Annotated in this window: 13 protein-coding genes; 4 read left to right on the forward strand and 9 right to left on the reverse strand. The window is 64.7% G+C overall.

Going from position 1 to position 14,997, the window contains the following annotated elements:
- Nucleotides 1-29 precede the first annotated feature (29 nt).
- The gene (locus tag NKI85_RS17755; RefSeq protein WP_352777167.1) at nucleotides 30-1,832 is read right to left on the reverse strand and encodes a GtrA family protein; all 1,803 of its coding nucleotides are present in this window, start codon (nucleotides 1,830-1,832) and stop codon (nucleotides 30-32) included.
- Nucleotides 1,833-1,961: 129 nt separating this feature from the next.
- Between NKI85_RS17755 and NKI85_RS17760 the strand changes: the two genes are divergently transcribed.
- The 3 genes from NKI85_RS17760 to gshB all read left to right on the forward strand — a co-directional run bounded on the left by NKI85_RS17760 (nucleotide 1,962) and on the right by gshB (nucleotide 4,415).
- Nucleotides 1,962-2,972 (forward strand): glycosyltransferase, encoded by a 1,011-nt coding sequence (locus NKI85_RS17760; RefSeq protein WP_352527592.1) that lies wholly within the window; start codon nucleotides 1,962-1,964, stop codon nucleotides 2,970-2,972.
- A gap of 7 nt (nucleotides 2,973-2,979) precedes the next feature.
- Complete coding sequence (locus NKI85_RS17765) at nucleotides 2,980-3,354, forward strand: GtrA family protein (protein WP_352527590.1); 375 nt, start codon at nucleotides 2,980-2,982, stop codon at nucleotides 3,352-3,354.
- Nucleotides 3,355-3,470: 116 nt separating this feature from the next.
- On the forward strand, nucleotides 3,471-4,415 hold the full coding sequence (gshB, locus tag NKI85_RS17770) for a glutathione synthase (RefSeq protein WP_352777169.1): 945 nt from the start codon (nucleotides 3,471-3,473) through the stop codon (nucleotides 4,413-4,415).
- A gap of 11 nt (nucleotides 4,416-4,426) precedes the next feature.
- Here gshB and NKI85_RS17775 read toward each other — a convergent pair whose 3' ends face one another.
- Nucleotides 4,427-4,807: a cupin domain-containing protein gene (locus tag NKI85_RS17775; RefSeq protein WP_352777171.1), complete on the reverse strand. Its 381-nt coding sequence runs from the start codon at nucleotides 4,805-4,807 to the stop codon at nucleotides 4,427-4,429.
- A gap of 285 nt (nucleotides 4,808-5,092) precedes the next feature.
- On the opposite strand from NKI85_RS17775, the gene NKI85_RS17780 reads away from it, so the two are divergent.
- Nucleotides 5,093-6,622 carry a YifB family Mg chelatase-like AAA ATPase gene (locus NKI85_RS17780; protein ID WP_352777173.1) on the forward strand — a complete coding sequence of 510 codons (1,530 nt, stop codon included), beginning with the start codon at nucleotides 5,093-5,095 and terminating at the stop codon, nucleotides 6,620-6,622.
- Between the two features lie 269 nt (nucleotides 6,623-6,891).
- On the opposite strand, the gene NKI85_RS17785 is transcribed toward NKI85_RS17780, so the two are convergent.
- From NKI85_RS17785 to NKI85_RS17815, 7 genes are all read right to left on the reverse strand, one after another.
- On the reverse strand, nucleotides 6,892-9,063 hold the full coding sequence (locus tag NKI85_RS17785; RefSeq protein WP_352777175.1) for a malate synthase G: 2,172 nt from the start codon (nucleotides 9,061-9,063) through the stop codon (nucleotides 6,892-6,894).
- Nucleotides 9,064-9,320: 257 nt separating this feature from the next.
- The gene (locus NKI85_RS17790) at nucleotides 9,321-11,348 is read right to left on the reverse strand and encodes a hydantoinase/oxoprolinase N-terminal domain-containing protein (RefSeq protein ID WP_352777178.1); all 2,028 of its coding nucleotides are present in this window, start codon (nucleotides 11,346-11,348) and stop codon (nucleotides 9,321-9,323) included.
- Nucleotides 11,349-11,590: 242 nt separating this feature from the next.
- The gene (locus NKI85_RS17795) at nucleotides 11,591-12,214 is read right to left on the reverse strand and encodes a CDGSH iron-sulfur domain-containing protein (RefSeq protein WP_352527580.1); all 624 of its coding nucleotides are present in this window, start codon (nucleotides 12,212-12,214) and stop codon (nucleotides 11,591-11,593) included.
- A gap of 535 nt (nucleotides 12,215-12,749) precedes the next feature.
- Nucleotides 12,750-13,124: a hypothetical protein gene (locus tag NKI85_RS17800; RefSeq protein WP_352527579.1), complete on the reverse strand. Its 375-nt coding sequence runs from the start codon at nucleotides 13,122-13,124 to the stop codon at nucleotides 12,750-12,752.
- 293 nt (nucleotides 13,125-13,417) lie between these two features.
- Nucleotides 13,418-13,930: a hypothetical protein gene (locus NKI85_RS17805; protein WP_352777181.1), complete on the reverse strand. Its 513-nt coding sequence runs from the start codon at nucleotides 13,928-13,930 to the stop codon at nucleotides 13,418-13,420.
- 191 nt (nucleotides 13,931-14,121) lie between these two features.
- A complete protein-coding gene (locus NKI85_RS17810) occupies nucleotides 14,122-14,496 on the reverse strand; it encodes a hypothetical protein (protein ID WP_352527575.1) in 375 nt (124 codons plus the stop codon).
- Nucleotides 14,474-14,788: a hypothetical protein gene (locus tag NKI85_RS17815; protein ID WP_352527573.1), complete on the reverse strand. Its 315-nt coding sequence runs from the start codon at nucleotides 14,786-14,788 to the stop codon at nucleotides 14,474-14,476. The genes NKI85_RS17810 and NKI85_RS17815 overlap by 23 nt, the downstream gene beginning before the upstream one ends.
- Between the last annotated feature and the right edge of the window lie 209 nt (nucleotides 14,789-14,997).

Raw genomic sequence — 14,997 nt, forward strand, 5'->3', positions numbered from 1 at the left:
GACAAAAGGCCGCACGGGCCGCCGATCGATCAGCTGCCCAGCCGGACGCGGTACAATTCGACGGCGGCTCCGCTGGTCTCGGCAACCGGCTCAAGCCATTCCGGCACGCTGCCGCGTATCAGCCCGGCAAGAAAACCCGCCGGCGCCTTGGCGGCGAGGAGCTTGCTTTCGGCGCTGCCGGGGCACAGCGCGACGAGGCCGACCTGATGATCCGCCAGGATCGCCTTGGCATCGGCAGCGGACCCAAGGAAGGCATCGAGCGCCAGCAGGTTCCCGGCGACGTTGCGATGATAAGGCCCGGCGAAGACGCGATGTCCGGAATAGGCCAGGATCGGCGATCCGAGATTGGAAATCGCCAGCACGGTGGTGCCCGGCAGGCGGCCAAGCGCCGCGAAGGAGGCCATGCGCTGGCAAGCGACATCGGCGCCATCGCCATTATCGGCCGCGGTATTGCTGTCTTCGAAGGCTACCGAGGTCGCCGCGGCAGCCCCAGTCCAGACCGCATTCACCGAAACCAGCCAGACGGCGGCCATGCGCAGCGCCACGCTGCGCGAGGGGCTGACCTCGGCCCGTTGACGCCATTTGGCAATCCAGGCTGAAAGCGGGATGACGGCAAAGGCGATCGAGAATGTCGAACCGCGCACCTGCCAGGCGCTGACGATGAAGGCCACGACAAGCAGCGCGCCGACAAGGCTGTCCTGCCGCCGCCAGCCGCCACGGCCAAGGCGAAGCGCCATCAGAACGAGCGCGACCAGCGGCGTGGCATAACGCGCCGCCACGCTGGCCGGATCGTCGGCGAGCAGGTTGAACAGCGACTGCGCCTCGTCGATGTGGTCGAGCCATAGCTCCTTGAGGCGCGGATCGAGGTTGGCATAGGGCGCTGCCAGGCATTGCGGGAACAAAAAGACGACGACAGTGCCCAATGCCAGGGCAAGCAGGCCAAGTGAGGCGAAACGCCGTCCGCACGTGCGGCCGGCGGGCTCGATCGAGGCTATCGCCGCAAGGCCGGTTCCGGCAATCGCTGCGACGACGAACTGCACGGTCGAGAAGGCGTCGCATTGCGCCTGACCCCAGGCAGACGGCGGAATGGTGGCGACAAAGGCGAGAGCGGAGACGCCGGCAAACCCGAGGCCGAAATCCCTGGCAATTGACCTTTCGCTATCGGCGCCGAGGGCGAACAGCGCGGCGACACAGATGCCGATAGCAGCGACGTAAGGGACGGTTTCCATGCCGATAGCCAGCATCAACCCGACGCATAGGCCGCAAAGCACTGCCGCCGGCCTGCGCAGTGGCGCTTCAAGCAACAGGCTCAGGCTGGCCATGCTCAGCATCAGCTGGACATTATGGTGGTCGAGCGCGCCAGGCGAAAAGATGCCGATGAAATGCAGTGCGGCGGCGGCGACGACGACAGCAGGCAACACGGCGCTGTCGCCGGCAAAGCTGCGTGCGGCTCGGGCGGTGAAAAACACGGTCAGGCAGAAGAGCAGCGCCGGCCACAGCACTTGTGCGACATTTTCGGCAAAGGCCGTGCTGCCGGTCAGGGCCGATACGGCCATGATGATCGCGGCGATTGGTGCATCGACCAGCCGCGACCAGTGCATGACGAAACCGCCTTCCAGGCCCATCCTGTACTGGTGCAGATCGAACCAGCCCTGGCCGGCCAGCATGTCGCGAACTTCGACAAGGCGCAGCAGATTGTCGTTGTCGCCGCCGGCATCGGTCAGTGCCGGGAACCCGGCAAAGGCATTGACGGCAAGCACCATCAGCGTGGCAAACAGCGCCAGCGCGATATCGGACCTCCAAATGGAGGCGCCATCGTCGGCTGTGCTCATATCAGGACCTTTGGAAGGAATACGGGGCGGTTTAAACCTAGCCTTAACAGCTTCAATAAATAGTAAAGCCGCCCGAGCGAGGCCGGCGTTTGAGCGGTCAGGGGCCTCACAGGGCATCCGGAGACGAAAATGCCACAAGAAGTGCGCCATGAGCCGAGCATCGCCGTGCTGCTGCCTTGCTACAACGAGGAGCTGACGATTGCCGAGGTGGTGCGGCGCTTTCGCGAAACGCTGCCTTCCGCCGCGATCTATGTCTACGACAACAATTCGCGCGACCTGACGGCGCTCCGAGCCCGCGCGGCTGGCGCCACCGTGGTGCGCGAGCCGCGCCAGGGCAAAGGCAATGTCGTGCGCCGCATGTTCGCCGACATCGAGGCCGATATCTATCTGATGGCCGACGGTGACGGCACCTATGCGCCGGAGGATGCGCCGCAATTGATCAACACGCTGCTGACCGAGCGGTCCGATATGGCGGTCGGTACAAGGCGCGGCGTCACCGACGATGCCGGCAGGACAGGCCATGCCTTCGGCAACCGCATCTTCAACAGCCTTTATAAGCGGCTGTTCGGCTCGGACTTCACCGATATCTTTTCCGGCTACCGCGCCTTTACCCGGCGTTTTGTCAAAAGCTTTCCGGCCGTTTCGGGCGGCTTCGAGATCGAGACCGAAATGTCGGTGCACGCCTCGCAGCTCAAACTGCCGGTCAGCGAGATCGGGCTCGATTATGGCCGCCGGCCGCAAGGCTCCTCGTCGAAGTTGTCGACCTTTCGCGACGGCGCCAAGATCCTGTGGATGTTCGCCATGCTGATGAAGGAGACGCAGCCGTTGCGTTTCTTCGGCGCTTTTTCGGTGTTCTTCCTGGCATCGAGCTTGTTCCTGATGACGCCGGTGCTGATCGAGTTCGCCGAAACCGGCCTCGTGCCGCGTATGCCGACCTGGGTGCTGTCGGTCGGCCTGCTGCTGCTGTCGATGCTGGCGGCGGTGACCGGGCTGATCCTCGATTCGGTGTCGCGCGGCCGAGCCGAGCAGAAGCGCATCTTCTATCTGTCGATGCCTTCCGGCCGCGTCGAACGCGAACGCGCGAGCGCGCTCGCCACCTTGAAGAAGGCCGAACCGCGCAAGACCTCGCGGGCCGCCTAGGGTCGAAATGGGACGCCTCGCCCGCTTCATTGTCGCTGGCGGTATTGGCTTCGTCGCCGATGCGGCGGCGCTATGGCTGGTGCTGGCGGCAACGCCGCTCGGACCATTCGCGGCTCGCATCATCTCGATCGGTTTTGCGCTGTCCGTCACCTGGCTGATCAACCGCCATCTGACCTTCTCGCCTTCCAGCCGGGGCATCGCGCGGGAGGGCGCACGCTATGGCGGCGTCGGCATCGCCACCAGCGTCGTCAATTATCTCGTCTATTGCGCCATGCTGTTCGCGCTGCCGATGGTGCCGCCGCTCGCGGCCCTTGCGGTTGCCTCGCTGGTTGCCATGGCGCTTTCCTTCCTCGGCTATTCCAAGCTGGTCTTCGACCGCTGAAGGCACATCGCGTTGGGCTCTGCGCCAAGCGAAGCGCGGCCCCATAACAAGCTGACCGATTGGCAGAAGGCGCCGAGTTCCGTATATCGCTGTCGGTGAACGCCCGGAGACCTGCCGTGAAGCTGAAAATCGCCGTCCAGATGGACCACGTCTCAACCGTCTCGATTGCCGGTGACACGTCGTTTGCGCTGTCGCTGGAAGCGCAGCAGCGCGGCCACCAGCTGTTCCACTACACGCCCGACCGGCTGTCGCTGCGCGACGGCAAGGTGTTTGCCCGCATCGAGGAGATGCAGGTCCGCGACGAGAAGGGCAATCATTATTCGCTGGGCGAAGAAGTCCGCACCGATCTTTCGGAGATGGACGTCATCCTTTTGCGTCAGGATCCGCCCTTCGACATGAACTACATCACCACTACGCATATCCTCGAGCGTATCCATCCGAAGACGCTGGTGATCAACGATCCTGCCTGGGTGCGCAACAGCCCTGAAAAGATCTTCGTCACCGAATTTTCCGACCTGATGCCGGCGACGCTGATCACCAAGGACCCGCTGGAGGTCGCCGCGTTCCGCAAGGAGTTCGGCGACATCATCATCAAGCCGCTCTACGGCAATGGCGGCGCCGGCATCTTTCACCTGCACGAGGCCGACCGCAACCTTGCCTCGCTGCTCGAAATGTTCGGCCAGATGTTCCGCGAACCCTATATCGTGCAGCGTTACCTGAAGGAGGTGCGCGCCGGCGACAAGCGCATCATCCTGATCGACGGCGAGCCGGTCGGCGCCATCAACCGGGTGCCGGCCGAGCACGATTCCCGCTCCAACATGCATGTCGGCGGCCGCGCCGAAAAAACCGAATTGACGGACCGCGAGCGTGAGATCTGCGCCCGCATCGGCCCGTCGCTGAGAGAGCGCGGCTTCATCCTCGTCGGCATCGACGTCATCGGCGACTACATGACCGAGATCAACGTGACATCGCCGACCGGCGTGCGCGAGGTACAGCGCTTCGGCGGCGCCGACATCGCCAGCCTGTTCTGGGATGCCGTCGAGGACAAGCGGAGAAAATAGACCCCGCTGCCCTACGCTGGTTTGGCGTACTGCTCGGCGCTCATGACTTCGATGCACACAAAGCGCTCGTTGCCTTCCACCCAGGCGTCGTGGCCGGGCGGAATTGTATAGGACGTGCCTTGCTCGAAAGTTTTCTGTGTTCCGTCATCCAATCTGACGGTGATGGTTCCGGATGCGACGTAGCCGACATGCGACACCTGACAGCTGTCCGTCTTGACGACCGGCTTCACACACTCGGACCATTTCCATCCTGGCTCCATATTGAGCCGCCCGAGAGTGAACCCGGGAAGCCGCACCACTTCGACGCGTGTCTTGTCGGGCGCCCGAACTTCATCCGGGGTATCGTGAGACTTGGCTGCAAATTTCGTGACGTTCATTCCACCATCGGCCATAGCATCCTCCCCTGTACTCGACGCGGAACCTGGCGTTGCGATTGTCGGAACCGCTGCCGGATTTATATCTCATTTAGCGCCAAAATAATAAGCAGTAGCTAAAATATATGCCTTCTCGACGAGCCCAGCCTCGCTGCCGTCACTTGCATTGTCAGGCCGAGGTCATTGCTTTGACGGACGTCCGTTCCCCAAATGTTCTTGCCTTCGCCCAAAATCTGTGGTTGTCTCCGGTGACGCCGTTCGCGGCATGATCGCAGGGGGCAAGCCTGCAGCCGGGGTGAAGACATGGTGGCGCGGGTTCGCACGGTTGCTTTCCAGGGCATCGAGGCAGTGCCGGTCGACGTGCAGGTGATGATCGCGCCGGGCAAGGTCAACATGCACATCGTCGGGCTGGCCGACAAGGCGGTGGCCGAAAGCCGCGAGCGGGTGCAGGCCGCCCTGCACGCCTCCGGCCTGTCGATGCCGTCGAAGAAGGTCACGGTCAATCTGGCGCCCGCCGACCTGCCCAAGGAAGGCAGCCACTACGATCTGCCGATCGCACTCGGGCTGATGGCGGCGCTCGGCGCCATTCCGGGCGACATGCTGGCCGGCTATGTCGTGCTTGGCGAATTGTCGCTCGACGGCACCATTGCCGCGGTCGCCGGCGCGCTGCCGGCGGCGATCGGTGCCAAAGCCGAAGGCAAGGGCTTGATCTGTCCGTTCGCCTGCGGCCCGGAAGCCGCCTGGGCCGGCAAGGACTTCGACATTCTGGCGCCGCGCAGCCTGATCGCCATCGCCAATCATTTTCGTGGCACGCAGGTCCTGTCGCGGCCGGAAGCCGGCATCCATGCTTCGGCGCGCGACCTGCCGGACTTTGCCGACATCAAGGGCCAGGAGACCGCCAAGCGGGCGCTGGAAGTGGCGGCGGCTGGCGGCCACAATCTTTTGATGGTGGGACCGCCGGGGTCGGGAAAGTCGATGCTGGCGCAGCGGCTGCCGTCGATCCTGCCGCCACTGGCGCCCAGGGAATTGCTGGAAGTCTCGATGATTGCCTCGGTGGCCGGCGAGCTTGGCGAAGGAAAACTGACCGACCGGCGGCCGTTCCGCGCGCCGCATCATTCGGCCTCGATGGCGGCGATGGTCGGCGGCGGCCTGCGCGTGCGGCCGGGCGAGGCCTCGCTTGCCCATCACGGCGTGCTGTTCCTCGACGAGTTTCCGGAATTCTCGCCGCAGGCGCTCGATGCACTGCGCCAGCCGCTCGAGACCGGCGACTGCATGATCGCGCGGGCCAATCATCGCGTCACCTATCCGGCGCGTATCCAGCTGGTCGCGGCGATGAACCCGTGCCGTTGCGGCATGGCCGGCGAGCCGGGCTATCGCTGCCTGCGCGGTGATCGCTGCCGCACCGACTACCAGGCGCGCATTTCCGGCCCGCTGCTCGACCGCATCGACCTGAGGATCGAGGTGCCGGCGGTCTCGGCCAGCGATCTGATCCGGCCGGACCGGGCAGAGAAAAGTGCCGCGGTGGCGCTGCGCGTCGCCCGCGCCCGTACGATCCAGCGCGAGCGCTTCGAGCGGCTCGGCGCGACCGCCACCACCAACGCCCATTGCTCGCCCTCCGTCATCGAGACGATCGCCATGCCCGATGCCGCCGGCCTGTCGTTGCTGAGAGATGCCAGCGAAAAACTCGGCTTTTCCGCGCGGGCCTATCATCGCGTGCTGAAGGTGGCGCGGACATTGGCCGACCTCGAGGCCAGCGAAACGGTCGGCCGCATCCATCTGGCCGAAGCGATTTCCTACCGCATGAGTTCGGAACGGATGGCGCAGGCGGCGTAGCGTTTCCCTCCCCCTCGAGGGGAGGGTGGCCGCGAAGCGGCCGGGTGGGGTCGCCGGTGAGACGCTCGGCCTTCAACGCCTGCGCCATATGCGGCAGATCAAAGTGGCACCGAGTATCGGTCGCTAAGACAATCCTCGTTCCCGTCCTTGTCGACGGAATGGGAGTCGGCGCACTTCACGCAGGACCCCTCCCGGCCCTTCGGGCCACCCTCCCCTCAAGGGGGAGGGGGATGCCGGCGCCCGACCCTCCGCGCATCGTGCTTGCCGGCTCAGGCGCTCCGCTCCGCCTTCAACTCCAGTCGCCGCGCGTGCAGCACCGGCTCGGTGTAGCCATTGGGCTGGACGCGGCCCTTGAAGACGAGGTCGCAGGCGGCGAGGAACGCGATGGAGTTGTCGAAATCGGGTGCCATCGGCCGGTAGAGTGGATCGCCTTCGTTCTGGCGGTCGACGATCGCTGCCATGCGCTTCATCGTTTCCATCACCTGCTCGGGCGTGCAGACGCGGTGATGCAGCCAGTTGGCAATGTGCTGCGAGGAAATGCGCAGCGTGGCGCGGTCCTCCATCAGGCCGACGTCGTTGATATCCGGCACTTTCGAACAGCCGACGCCCTGGTCGATCCAGCGCACGACATAGCCCAGAATTCCCTGCGCGTTGTTGTCGAGTTCCTTCTGGATGTCCGCCTGAGACCAGTTCGGCCGGACCGCGACGGGCACCGAAAGGATGTCGTCGAGTTTTGCCTTGGGCCGGCTCTTCAGCGCAGCTTGCACGGCATGGACGTCGACCTTGTGATAATGGGTGGCGTGCAGCGTCGCGGCCGTCGGCGACGGCACCCAGGCGGTGTTGGCGCCGGCCTTGGGATGCGCGATTTTCTCGGCCAGCATCGCCGCCATCAAATCGGGCATCGCCCACATGCCCTTGCCGATCTGGGCGTGACCGGCCAGCCCGCATTCCAGCCCGGTGTCGACGTTCCAGGCTTCGTAGGCGGCAATCCAGGCGGCCTGCTTCATGTCGCCCTTGCGGATCATCGGGCCGGCTTCCATCGAGGTGTGGATCTCGTCGCCGGTGCGGTCGAGGAAGCCGGTGTTGATGAACACGACGCGCTCCTTCGCGGCGCGGATCGCCTCCTTGAGGTTGACGGTGGTGCGCCGCTCCTCGTCCATGATGCCCATCTTGATGGTGTTTTTCGCCATGCCGATCAGCGCCTCGACACGGTCGAAAATCTCGACGGCGAAGGCGACTTCCTCCGGCCCGTGCATCTTGGGTTTTACGATGTACATCGAGCCGGCACGGGAGTTTTGCCGGCGGCCATTCGGGCCGATGTCATGCAGCGCAATCAGCGCCGTCAGCGCCGCATCCATGATGCCTTCCGGCACCTCGTTGCCGTCGCGGTCCGATATCGCCGGATTGGTCATGAGGTGGCCGACATTCCTGACCAGCATCAGCGAGCGGCCGGGCAAGGTCAGCGTGCCGCCATCGGGCGCGGTGTAGGTGCGGTCGGGGTTGAGCCTTCGGACAAAACTCTTGCCGGCCTTGGTGATCTCCTCGGCAAGGTCGCCCTTCATCAGGCCGAGCCAGTTGCGGTAGACCAGCACCTTGTCTTCTGCATCGACCGCGGCGACCGAATCCTCGCAGTCCTGGATGGTAGTCAGCGCCGATTCCAGCACGACATCGGCAATGCCTGCCGGATCGGTGCGGCCGATCTGGTTGTTGCGGTCGATGACGATTTCGATGTGCAGGCCATTCTTGGTGAGCAGGACGTTGTCGGGATTGGCGGCATCGCCGCGATAACCGGCAAACTGCCTGGGGTCGGCAAGCGTGGTGACACCGCCGCCCTCGCCCAGCCACAGCATGCCGTTGGCGACTGAAAGCCCGTTGACGCCGGCCCATTTGCCTGACGTGAGCGGCACCGCCTCGTCGAAAAAGCTCTTCGCCCAGGCAACGACCTTGGCGCCGCGCGCCGGATTGAATTTGTTGCCTCGCTCGGCGCCGTCGGTCTCCGGGATGGCGTCGGTGCCGTAGAGCGCATCGTAGAGCGAGCCCCAGCGCGCATTGGCGGCATTCAGCGCATAACGCGCATTCATCACCGGCACCACCAGCTGCGGCCCGGCCACCAGCGCGATCTCTGGATCGACATTTTCGGTGGTCACGCTAAACGCCGGCCCCTCGGGCAGGAGATAGCCGATCTCGCGGAGGAAGCTCTTGTAGGCCTCCATGTCGACGGGCGCGCCATTGTCGCGATACCAGCGGTCGAGCTTGTCCTGCATGGCGTCGCGTTTTCCGAGCAGCGCCCGGTTTTTTGGCGAGAGATCATGGACGATCGCCGAAAAACCGCTCCAGAAGGCGTCTGCCGTGATGCCGGTGCCCGGCAGCGCTTCACCGGCGACGAAATCATGAAGCTCGCGGGCAATCCGCAATCCGGCGATCTCGACGCGATCGGTCATCAGGGCTTCTCCAGGCGAAAGGCTAGGCCGGGCCTTTGGCATGTCACGGTGGCAGGGTCAATTCGGCTCAGGGTTAAGGTAGGGCGTTTTCGCCGCCGATCTCCCCCCTTGAGGGGGAGATGGCCGGCAGGCCAGAGGGGGTCGCCTCGCGTGGGGCGCGACGCCCTGTGGTGCAAAGAAGGGGTCGCGTTCATGCGCGGCGACCCCCTCTGTCGCCTTCGGCGACATCTCCCCCTCGAGGGGGGAGATTGGCAGCATCACACCGCAATCCTTGGCCTGCCCGATGCCACGGCCACGACATGCGCCTCGATGAACATGCGCTGGCCCTCGACGGTCGAGACGCGGAATTCGCTGGCGATCTCGATCTCGGCGCTGTCGGTGCCGGCGGCCCTCGCTCGCCCGGCGGCAATCGCCCGCACATCTTTCTCGGCCGCGGCGATCGCCGCCGCTTCGTCAGTGAAATCGCGCACGCTTTCACCTGAGGCGACGCGGAACAGCCCTTCCTTGGGTTGGCTGACCCGCGCTTCGGCCGAAACCCGGACCTGGCCGACGACGGCGCCGAGCGCGTTGGCGACGTCGGTATCCTCAGGCACCAAGCAGTCATTGCCGACCAGCTCGGCGAGGCCAGCATAATGCAGCGGCGCCGAGGCGCCGAGGCCGATGACCGGGCGGTCGAGCGCGACGCTGAGACGAGCGATGCCGGGATGCGCGTCGACGGCGCGCTGGACCAGCGCGTGGGCGACGGTCGCGGCGCCATCCAGCCCATCCTCGGCAAACGCGGTTTCGAGGATGACTTCGGCCGACAGACGGGTCAGCGTGGTCAGCACCCGTTCCGAGACCGCCTCCGGTGAGGCGGCGATGAACTGGCCGCGGCCGTCGCGCTTGCGCGCGAACAGCTCGGCACCCAGACGCGCCGCGGCCGGATCCCAATTGGCCTGCTTGCCCAGCACATGCGCCGCATCCGACGGCGTGAAGCCGGCAATCTGCACCAGCCCGCGCGACACCAGCCGGTTCAAGGTGGCGTTCTGGGCATTCGAGGCCAGCAATCTGTCGAGAGCCTGCGGCACAGCACCGATCAGCTCGTAGAGCTTGGCTTCGGCGCCGGTCAACCCAGCGGCGAGCCGCTCCGGCACGCCGGTGCGCACCGCGAGGCGGCCATCCATGCGGCCGGGATTGGGCGCGCGCAGCTGGCGTTCGAGCTCCGCCGTGACGGCCTCGCCATGCATCAAGCCGGCCAGCGCCAGCGGCACCAGGCGGCGCGGCCCGAGCAGGATTTTCGGGTTGAGCGCGCCGTCCTCCAGCGCCACTTCGGAATCGCCGCCCAGCCCAAAAGTGCGCATGGCGACGGCCTCGACCATGGTGCGGAACCCGCCGACGGTGGCGCCTTCCGGATCGAGCCTGGGACGGCCCCCGTCGAGCACGGCGACATCGGTTGTGGTGCCGCCGATGTCGGAGACGATAGCATTGTCGAGGCCGGTCATATGGCGGGCGCCGACAAGGCTGGCGGCCGGGCCGGACAGGATCGTCTCGATCGGCCGCTGGCGGGCGAAGGCGGCCGAGACCAGCGCGCCGTCGCCGCGCACCACCATCAGGGGCGCGGCAATGCCGCGGGCGGCGAGAAAGCCTTCGGTTGCCGCGACTAACCGATCGATCATCGAGATCAGCCTGGCATTGAGCAATGTCGTCAGCGCCCGGCGCGGACCGCCGAGCTTGGCCGACAGCTCGTGGCTGGCGGTGACCGGCAGGCCGGTCCTGTCGCGGATCAGGTCGCGAGCGGTGAGCTCATGCGCCGGATTGCGGGTGGCGAAATAGGCGCAGACGGCAAAGCCGGACACCGATTTTTCCAGCTCGGGTAAAGCTGCCTCCAGCCCGGACAAATCGAGCATTGCCGCATTACCGTGCACGTCATGGCCGCCGGCGCAGAACACCACCGGATCGGTGCCGAGCGCCGCTTTCAGCCCGTCGCGGGCGAGATCGCCCTCGGCAAAGCCGATCATCACCAGCGCGACGCGGCCGCCCTGGCCCTCGACCAGCGCATTGGTGGCGAGCGTCGTCGACATCGACACCAGCTTGATCGCCGCCGGGTCGGTGCCGGCCATTTTGAGCACCGCATCGACCGCGCCGGATATCCCGACCGCCAGGTCATGGCGCGTCGTCAGCGCCTTGGCCTTGGCCAGCACTTTTCCGCTTGGTCCGCCGGCCTCCGACCACAGCACGGCGTCGGTGTAAGTGCCGCCGGTGTCGATGCCGAGGAACAGGGGTTTGGTCTTGGTCTTGGCGGTCATTAGCGGGTCCGGAGAATTTGCTCTCCGCCCTTAGCCGATACGGGCCGATCGATAAAGCCGCGAGCGCTGGGCCAAGGAAGCGTAATCTCCCCCCTTGAGGGGGAGATGGCCGGCAGGCCAGAGGGGGTCGTCTCGCGTGGAGCACCGGCATTCTCTGGCCGCGATGACGTTGGCGCCAGGACGTACCGACCCCCTCTGTCGCCTTCGGCGACATCTCCCCCTCGAGGGGGGAGATCGCTAGGCTACCCCACAAACCCCACGCGCTTATGCGACCCGTCACAAAACGGCTTGTTGGCGGAGTGGCCGCAGCGGCAGAGGAAGGTGCGCTGCGTGCGATCGACCGTGTGGCCGGTGCCGGTGACGATTTCGACATTGCCTTCGAGCTTGAGCGGGCCGTTGGTCGTCGGTGTGACGGTCAGCGGGCCATCTCGCACTTCCAGCGCCGGCGTATCCTTCAGCGGCGGCTCGCCGGTGGCGGAAAAACCTGATTTGTTGTGGCTGCCGTCGCAGAACGGCTTGTTTTCCGAGGCGCCGCAGCGGCAGAGCGTGGCGCGATAGAAATTCTCGCCGCCCATCACGATCTCGGCATGCAGCGCCAGCGGGCCGTTTTCCCGGATGCGCACGGTGTTGACCACAGGCGGCTGTTCCTGCGGCCCGCCATCCTTGCGGAGATAGGTGATGGCGCCGGACGGACAGCCTTCGGCGAGCGCCACGATCTTCTCGACGCTGGCCGCATCCGGATGGATCCACTGGCCGGGCGCGTTGGGCACGAAAACATGCGGATCGCCAAGCACGCAGTTGCGCGAATGGATGCAACGTTTTCCCGAAAAGCCGACGTCGATCTTCTCGCCTTCGACCACTGCCATGGGTGGGATCTCCTGTCGGACTACGCTATGGCGACAGTCAGGACGACGTCAAGGCAGCATTCTCCCCCTCGTGAGGGCCGACCTCGGGCGCGGCGGGAAGGGAATTCGCATTTTTTGCTCGCAGCACCACATTTTGTTCTTGCTTTGTGCCGGCAGCTATGCTACTAATTTGGATATGGTGCCAATTGGCGCCGACGACCCGCCCGCCGAGGCGGGTTTTTTGTTTCGGCTTTGAAATTCTGGCGTTGTCGGCCTGACGTTGGCGGGACAGCGCGCCCCTGCCCGCTTTGCGCTGGCTTCTCCCCCGCAAGGATGGAGCAATCGCCTATGAAATCCCCCTCAGCCGGTCGCTGAGCCTGTCCTCGGGCTTGCCGGAGGGCAACACCCGTGGGCGGCCACCTTCTTCCCGCCGGGGAGAAGAGCCTGGCGCCAGCGCAGGCGACCTCCTCTCCCCTCGGGGAGAGGTCGGATTGCCCCGAATTGCCCTTCGCAATTCGGTCGGCAATCCGGGTGAGGGGCACTTGAGACGGGCAGCTCACGGAACCAGATCGATTTCCTCGGTCTCGCCGCCACTACAGGTGTAGCAGCAATCGTCGCATTTTTCGGTGTTGGCGGGGCCGACACCCCAATAGGTATTCTCGTCACCATCGACCCAGGCGCCGTAGCAGATCGATTCGCCGTCATTGCAGGACAGCGGGATCGACTTGGTCTCGCCGTCGTTGAGATAATAGTCCTGATTGTCGCCCGGCCAGACATGGTCGCGGTCCTGGCTGTAGAGCTCGACGCGCATGGCGTTGGGATGGCTGTTCTTGATCTCGAAGGTGACATCGCCGGCATGTGCGACGGGCGAAAAAAGCGCGACGATGAAGAGCGCCGCGGCAGCGCGGCGCGCGAACGTGTAAGACGACATTGCAATTCCCCCCGGAATGAAACGGCCTGCCCGGCCGCGAGGGTGAGCATGGCATGCCGGGTTGAAGGGTGGAAGAGGCGATTGCGGCATTTCCGCTCCGCGAAAGGCGCCGCGTTGTTAAGACCCCTCTCCGGCCGCTGGGCGGCCACCTCTCCCCCGCTTCGCCGGGGCGAGGAACCCAAGTCTTGCAAGGGCGCAGCTTCGGCGATTGGCGTTTCCTCGCCCCCACAAAGTGGGGGAGAGGTGGTTTGCGAAGCAAACCGGAGAGGGGGCGGCCCGACTGGGTCATCGACTCATCGGCTCGGCTTCACCAGGGTCCAGATCCAGCCGATGAATGTGAGGACCAGAAACGGATATCCGGCAGCCGGCAAGGGCGCCGACGTCGGCAGCAAAGGCGCACCCCACAGGATCAGCCCCGCCGACACGACGAACAGCACAGCCGCCACGACAGCGGTAAGCCGCATCCACAGAGCGAAGGTATTCGGGACGCTAACCATGATGAGGGCGGCCGCCCAAAGCGAGATGCCCCCGACATAGGCGGGAACGCTGGCCTGGAGGCCTGCCGCATTGCCGGCGAGCAGCAGGCTCTCGCCGGCAACGAAAATCAAAAATCCGGCCGCTACGCAGTCGTTGCCCAGCCGCTGATACTTCATCGTCAACAGAGCGGCTGCCACTACGAGTGCCACGCCGTCGATCATCCAGAGTGTTTCGCGAAACTCAGCGCTCTCCACGAAGGTGCCGGCAAGGCCGAAAGCGCCGCCAATGGCGAGGCCGATCGCGGCGATGGTGTCCAAGGTGGAACGCATTGATGTCTCCCCAGCCGTCTAAGAATACTTCAGGATGGGGTATTCTCAAAAGGTGGGCTTATGCGGGCCGAAATCAACCATATCGTGAACGGCCCGACCGCAGGGAAGATTTTCCGGTAGCGCTGTCGCGGATTTCGAGCGGCGCGGATATTGGACGAGATTGAGCCCTGAAGCGGCGAGAGACGATAGGACTACGCCCGGCTATTCGGCGAGCCTTTGAGCGACCTTTCGACAGCAGTGCCCGGCCGCTCCCGGCAAAAATACAAGATCGCCAGCATCATCGCGACAAGGAGAATTGCGTAGTAGATCGACAGGCGGGCATAGACCTCCGCTTTTTCCGTCGTAAAGGGTCGGCCATGGCTGTTTGCGCGCGCCACGATCGAGGCAACCAGCGCATCATGGGAAAACAATTGGTTTATTCCGGCCAATGGCAAGGTCGATGCGAACAGCAGGGCGTTGTAGAGCTTTGCCCTTGGCTCGAATCTCAACAGCATCACGCCACCCCAGCCATAGAGCGCACCGTAGAGCGCAACCGTCGTGATCTTAAGTGGTGTGTCCTCGACCATGAACAGGGAACGGCATGCCGTCGCCAGGTTCGGTTAGGCGTAGCAGGTACCAGATACCGGACACGAAGCCGAGTGTGCCAAGCAGAAGGTTGGGCCACTGGCGTAAGCTGGTCCGGTGCTCGGCGAGTGCGTAAGCCAGCAGCCATTCGCCTACCGAAGCGTTTGCCACCCGGGCAAGGCTGAGCAGGATCAGCGAAAAGACGGTGCGGGCCGCCCACGACGTCGGCTGACCGAGAACGGTCTCCGCAACGCCTGGAAACAACCGGTCGGCCAGAACGACTGCCGCGTTCACCCAAAGTAATCGATGCAAAGACCGAGAAACAGCAAGACATATTTGCGCAATTTGAAATCCCCAAAAGCCCGACGTATCGCCTCTGCTTACCGCTTGGATGGTGCTAGGCGCGACGGCTTGCAGGCACCCTTAATCTGGTTTGAAGATCACCCTGCCGTCCCGAGAACAGTCCCCATCGTGCAGCGTCAACGTCGCGCTGGCGGGGGGCC

It is taken from the genome of Mesorhizobium sp. M0571, from assembly GCF_040320985.1.
In the GTDB taxonomy this organism is placed as follows: Bacteria; Pseudomonadota; Alphaproteobacteria; order Rhizobiales; family Rhizobiaceae; genus Mesorhizobium.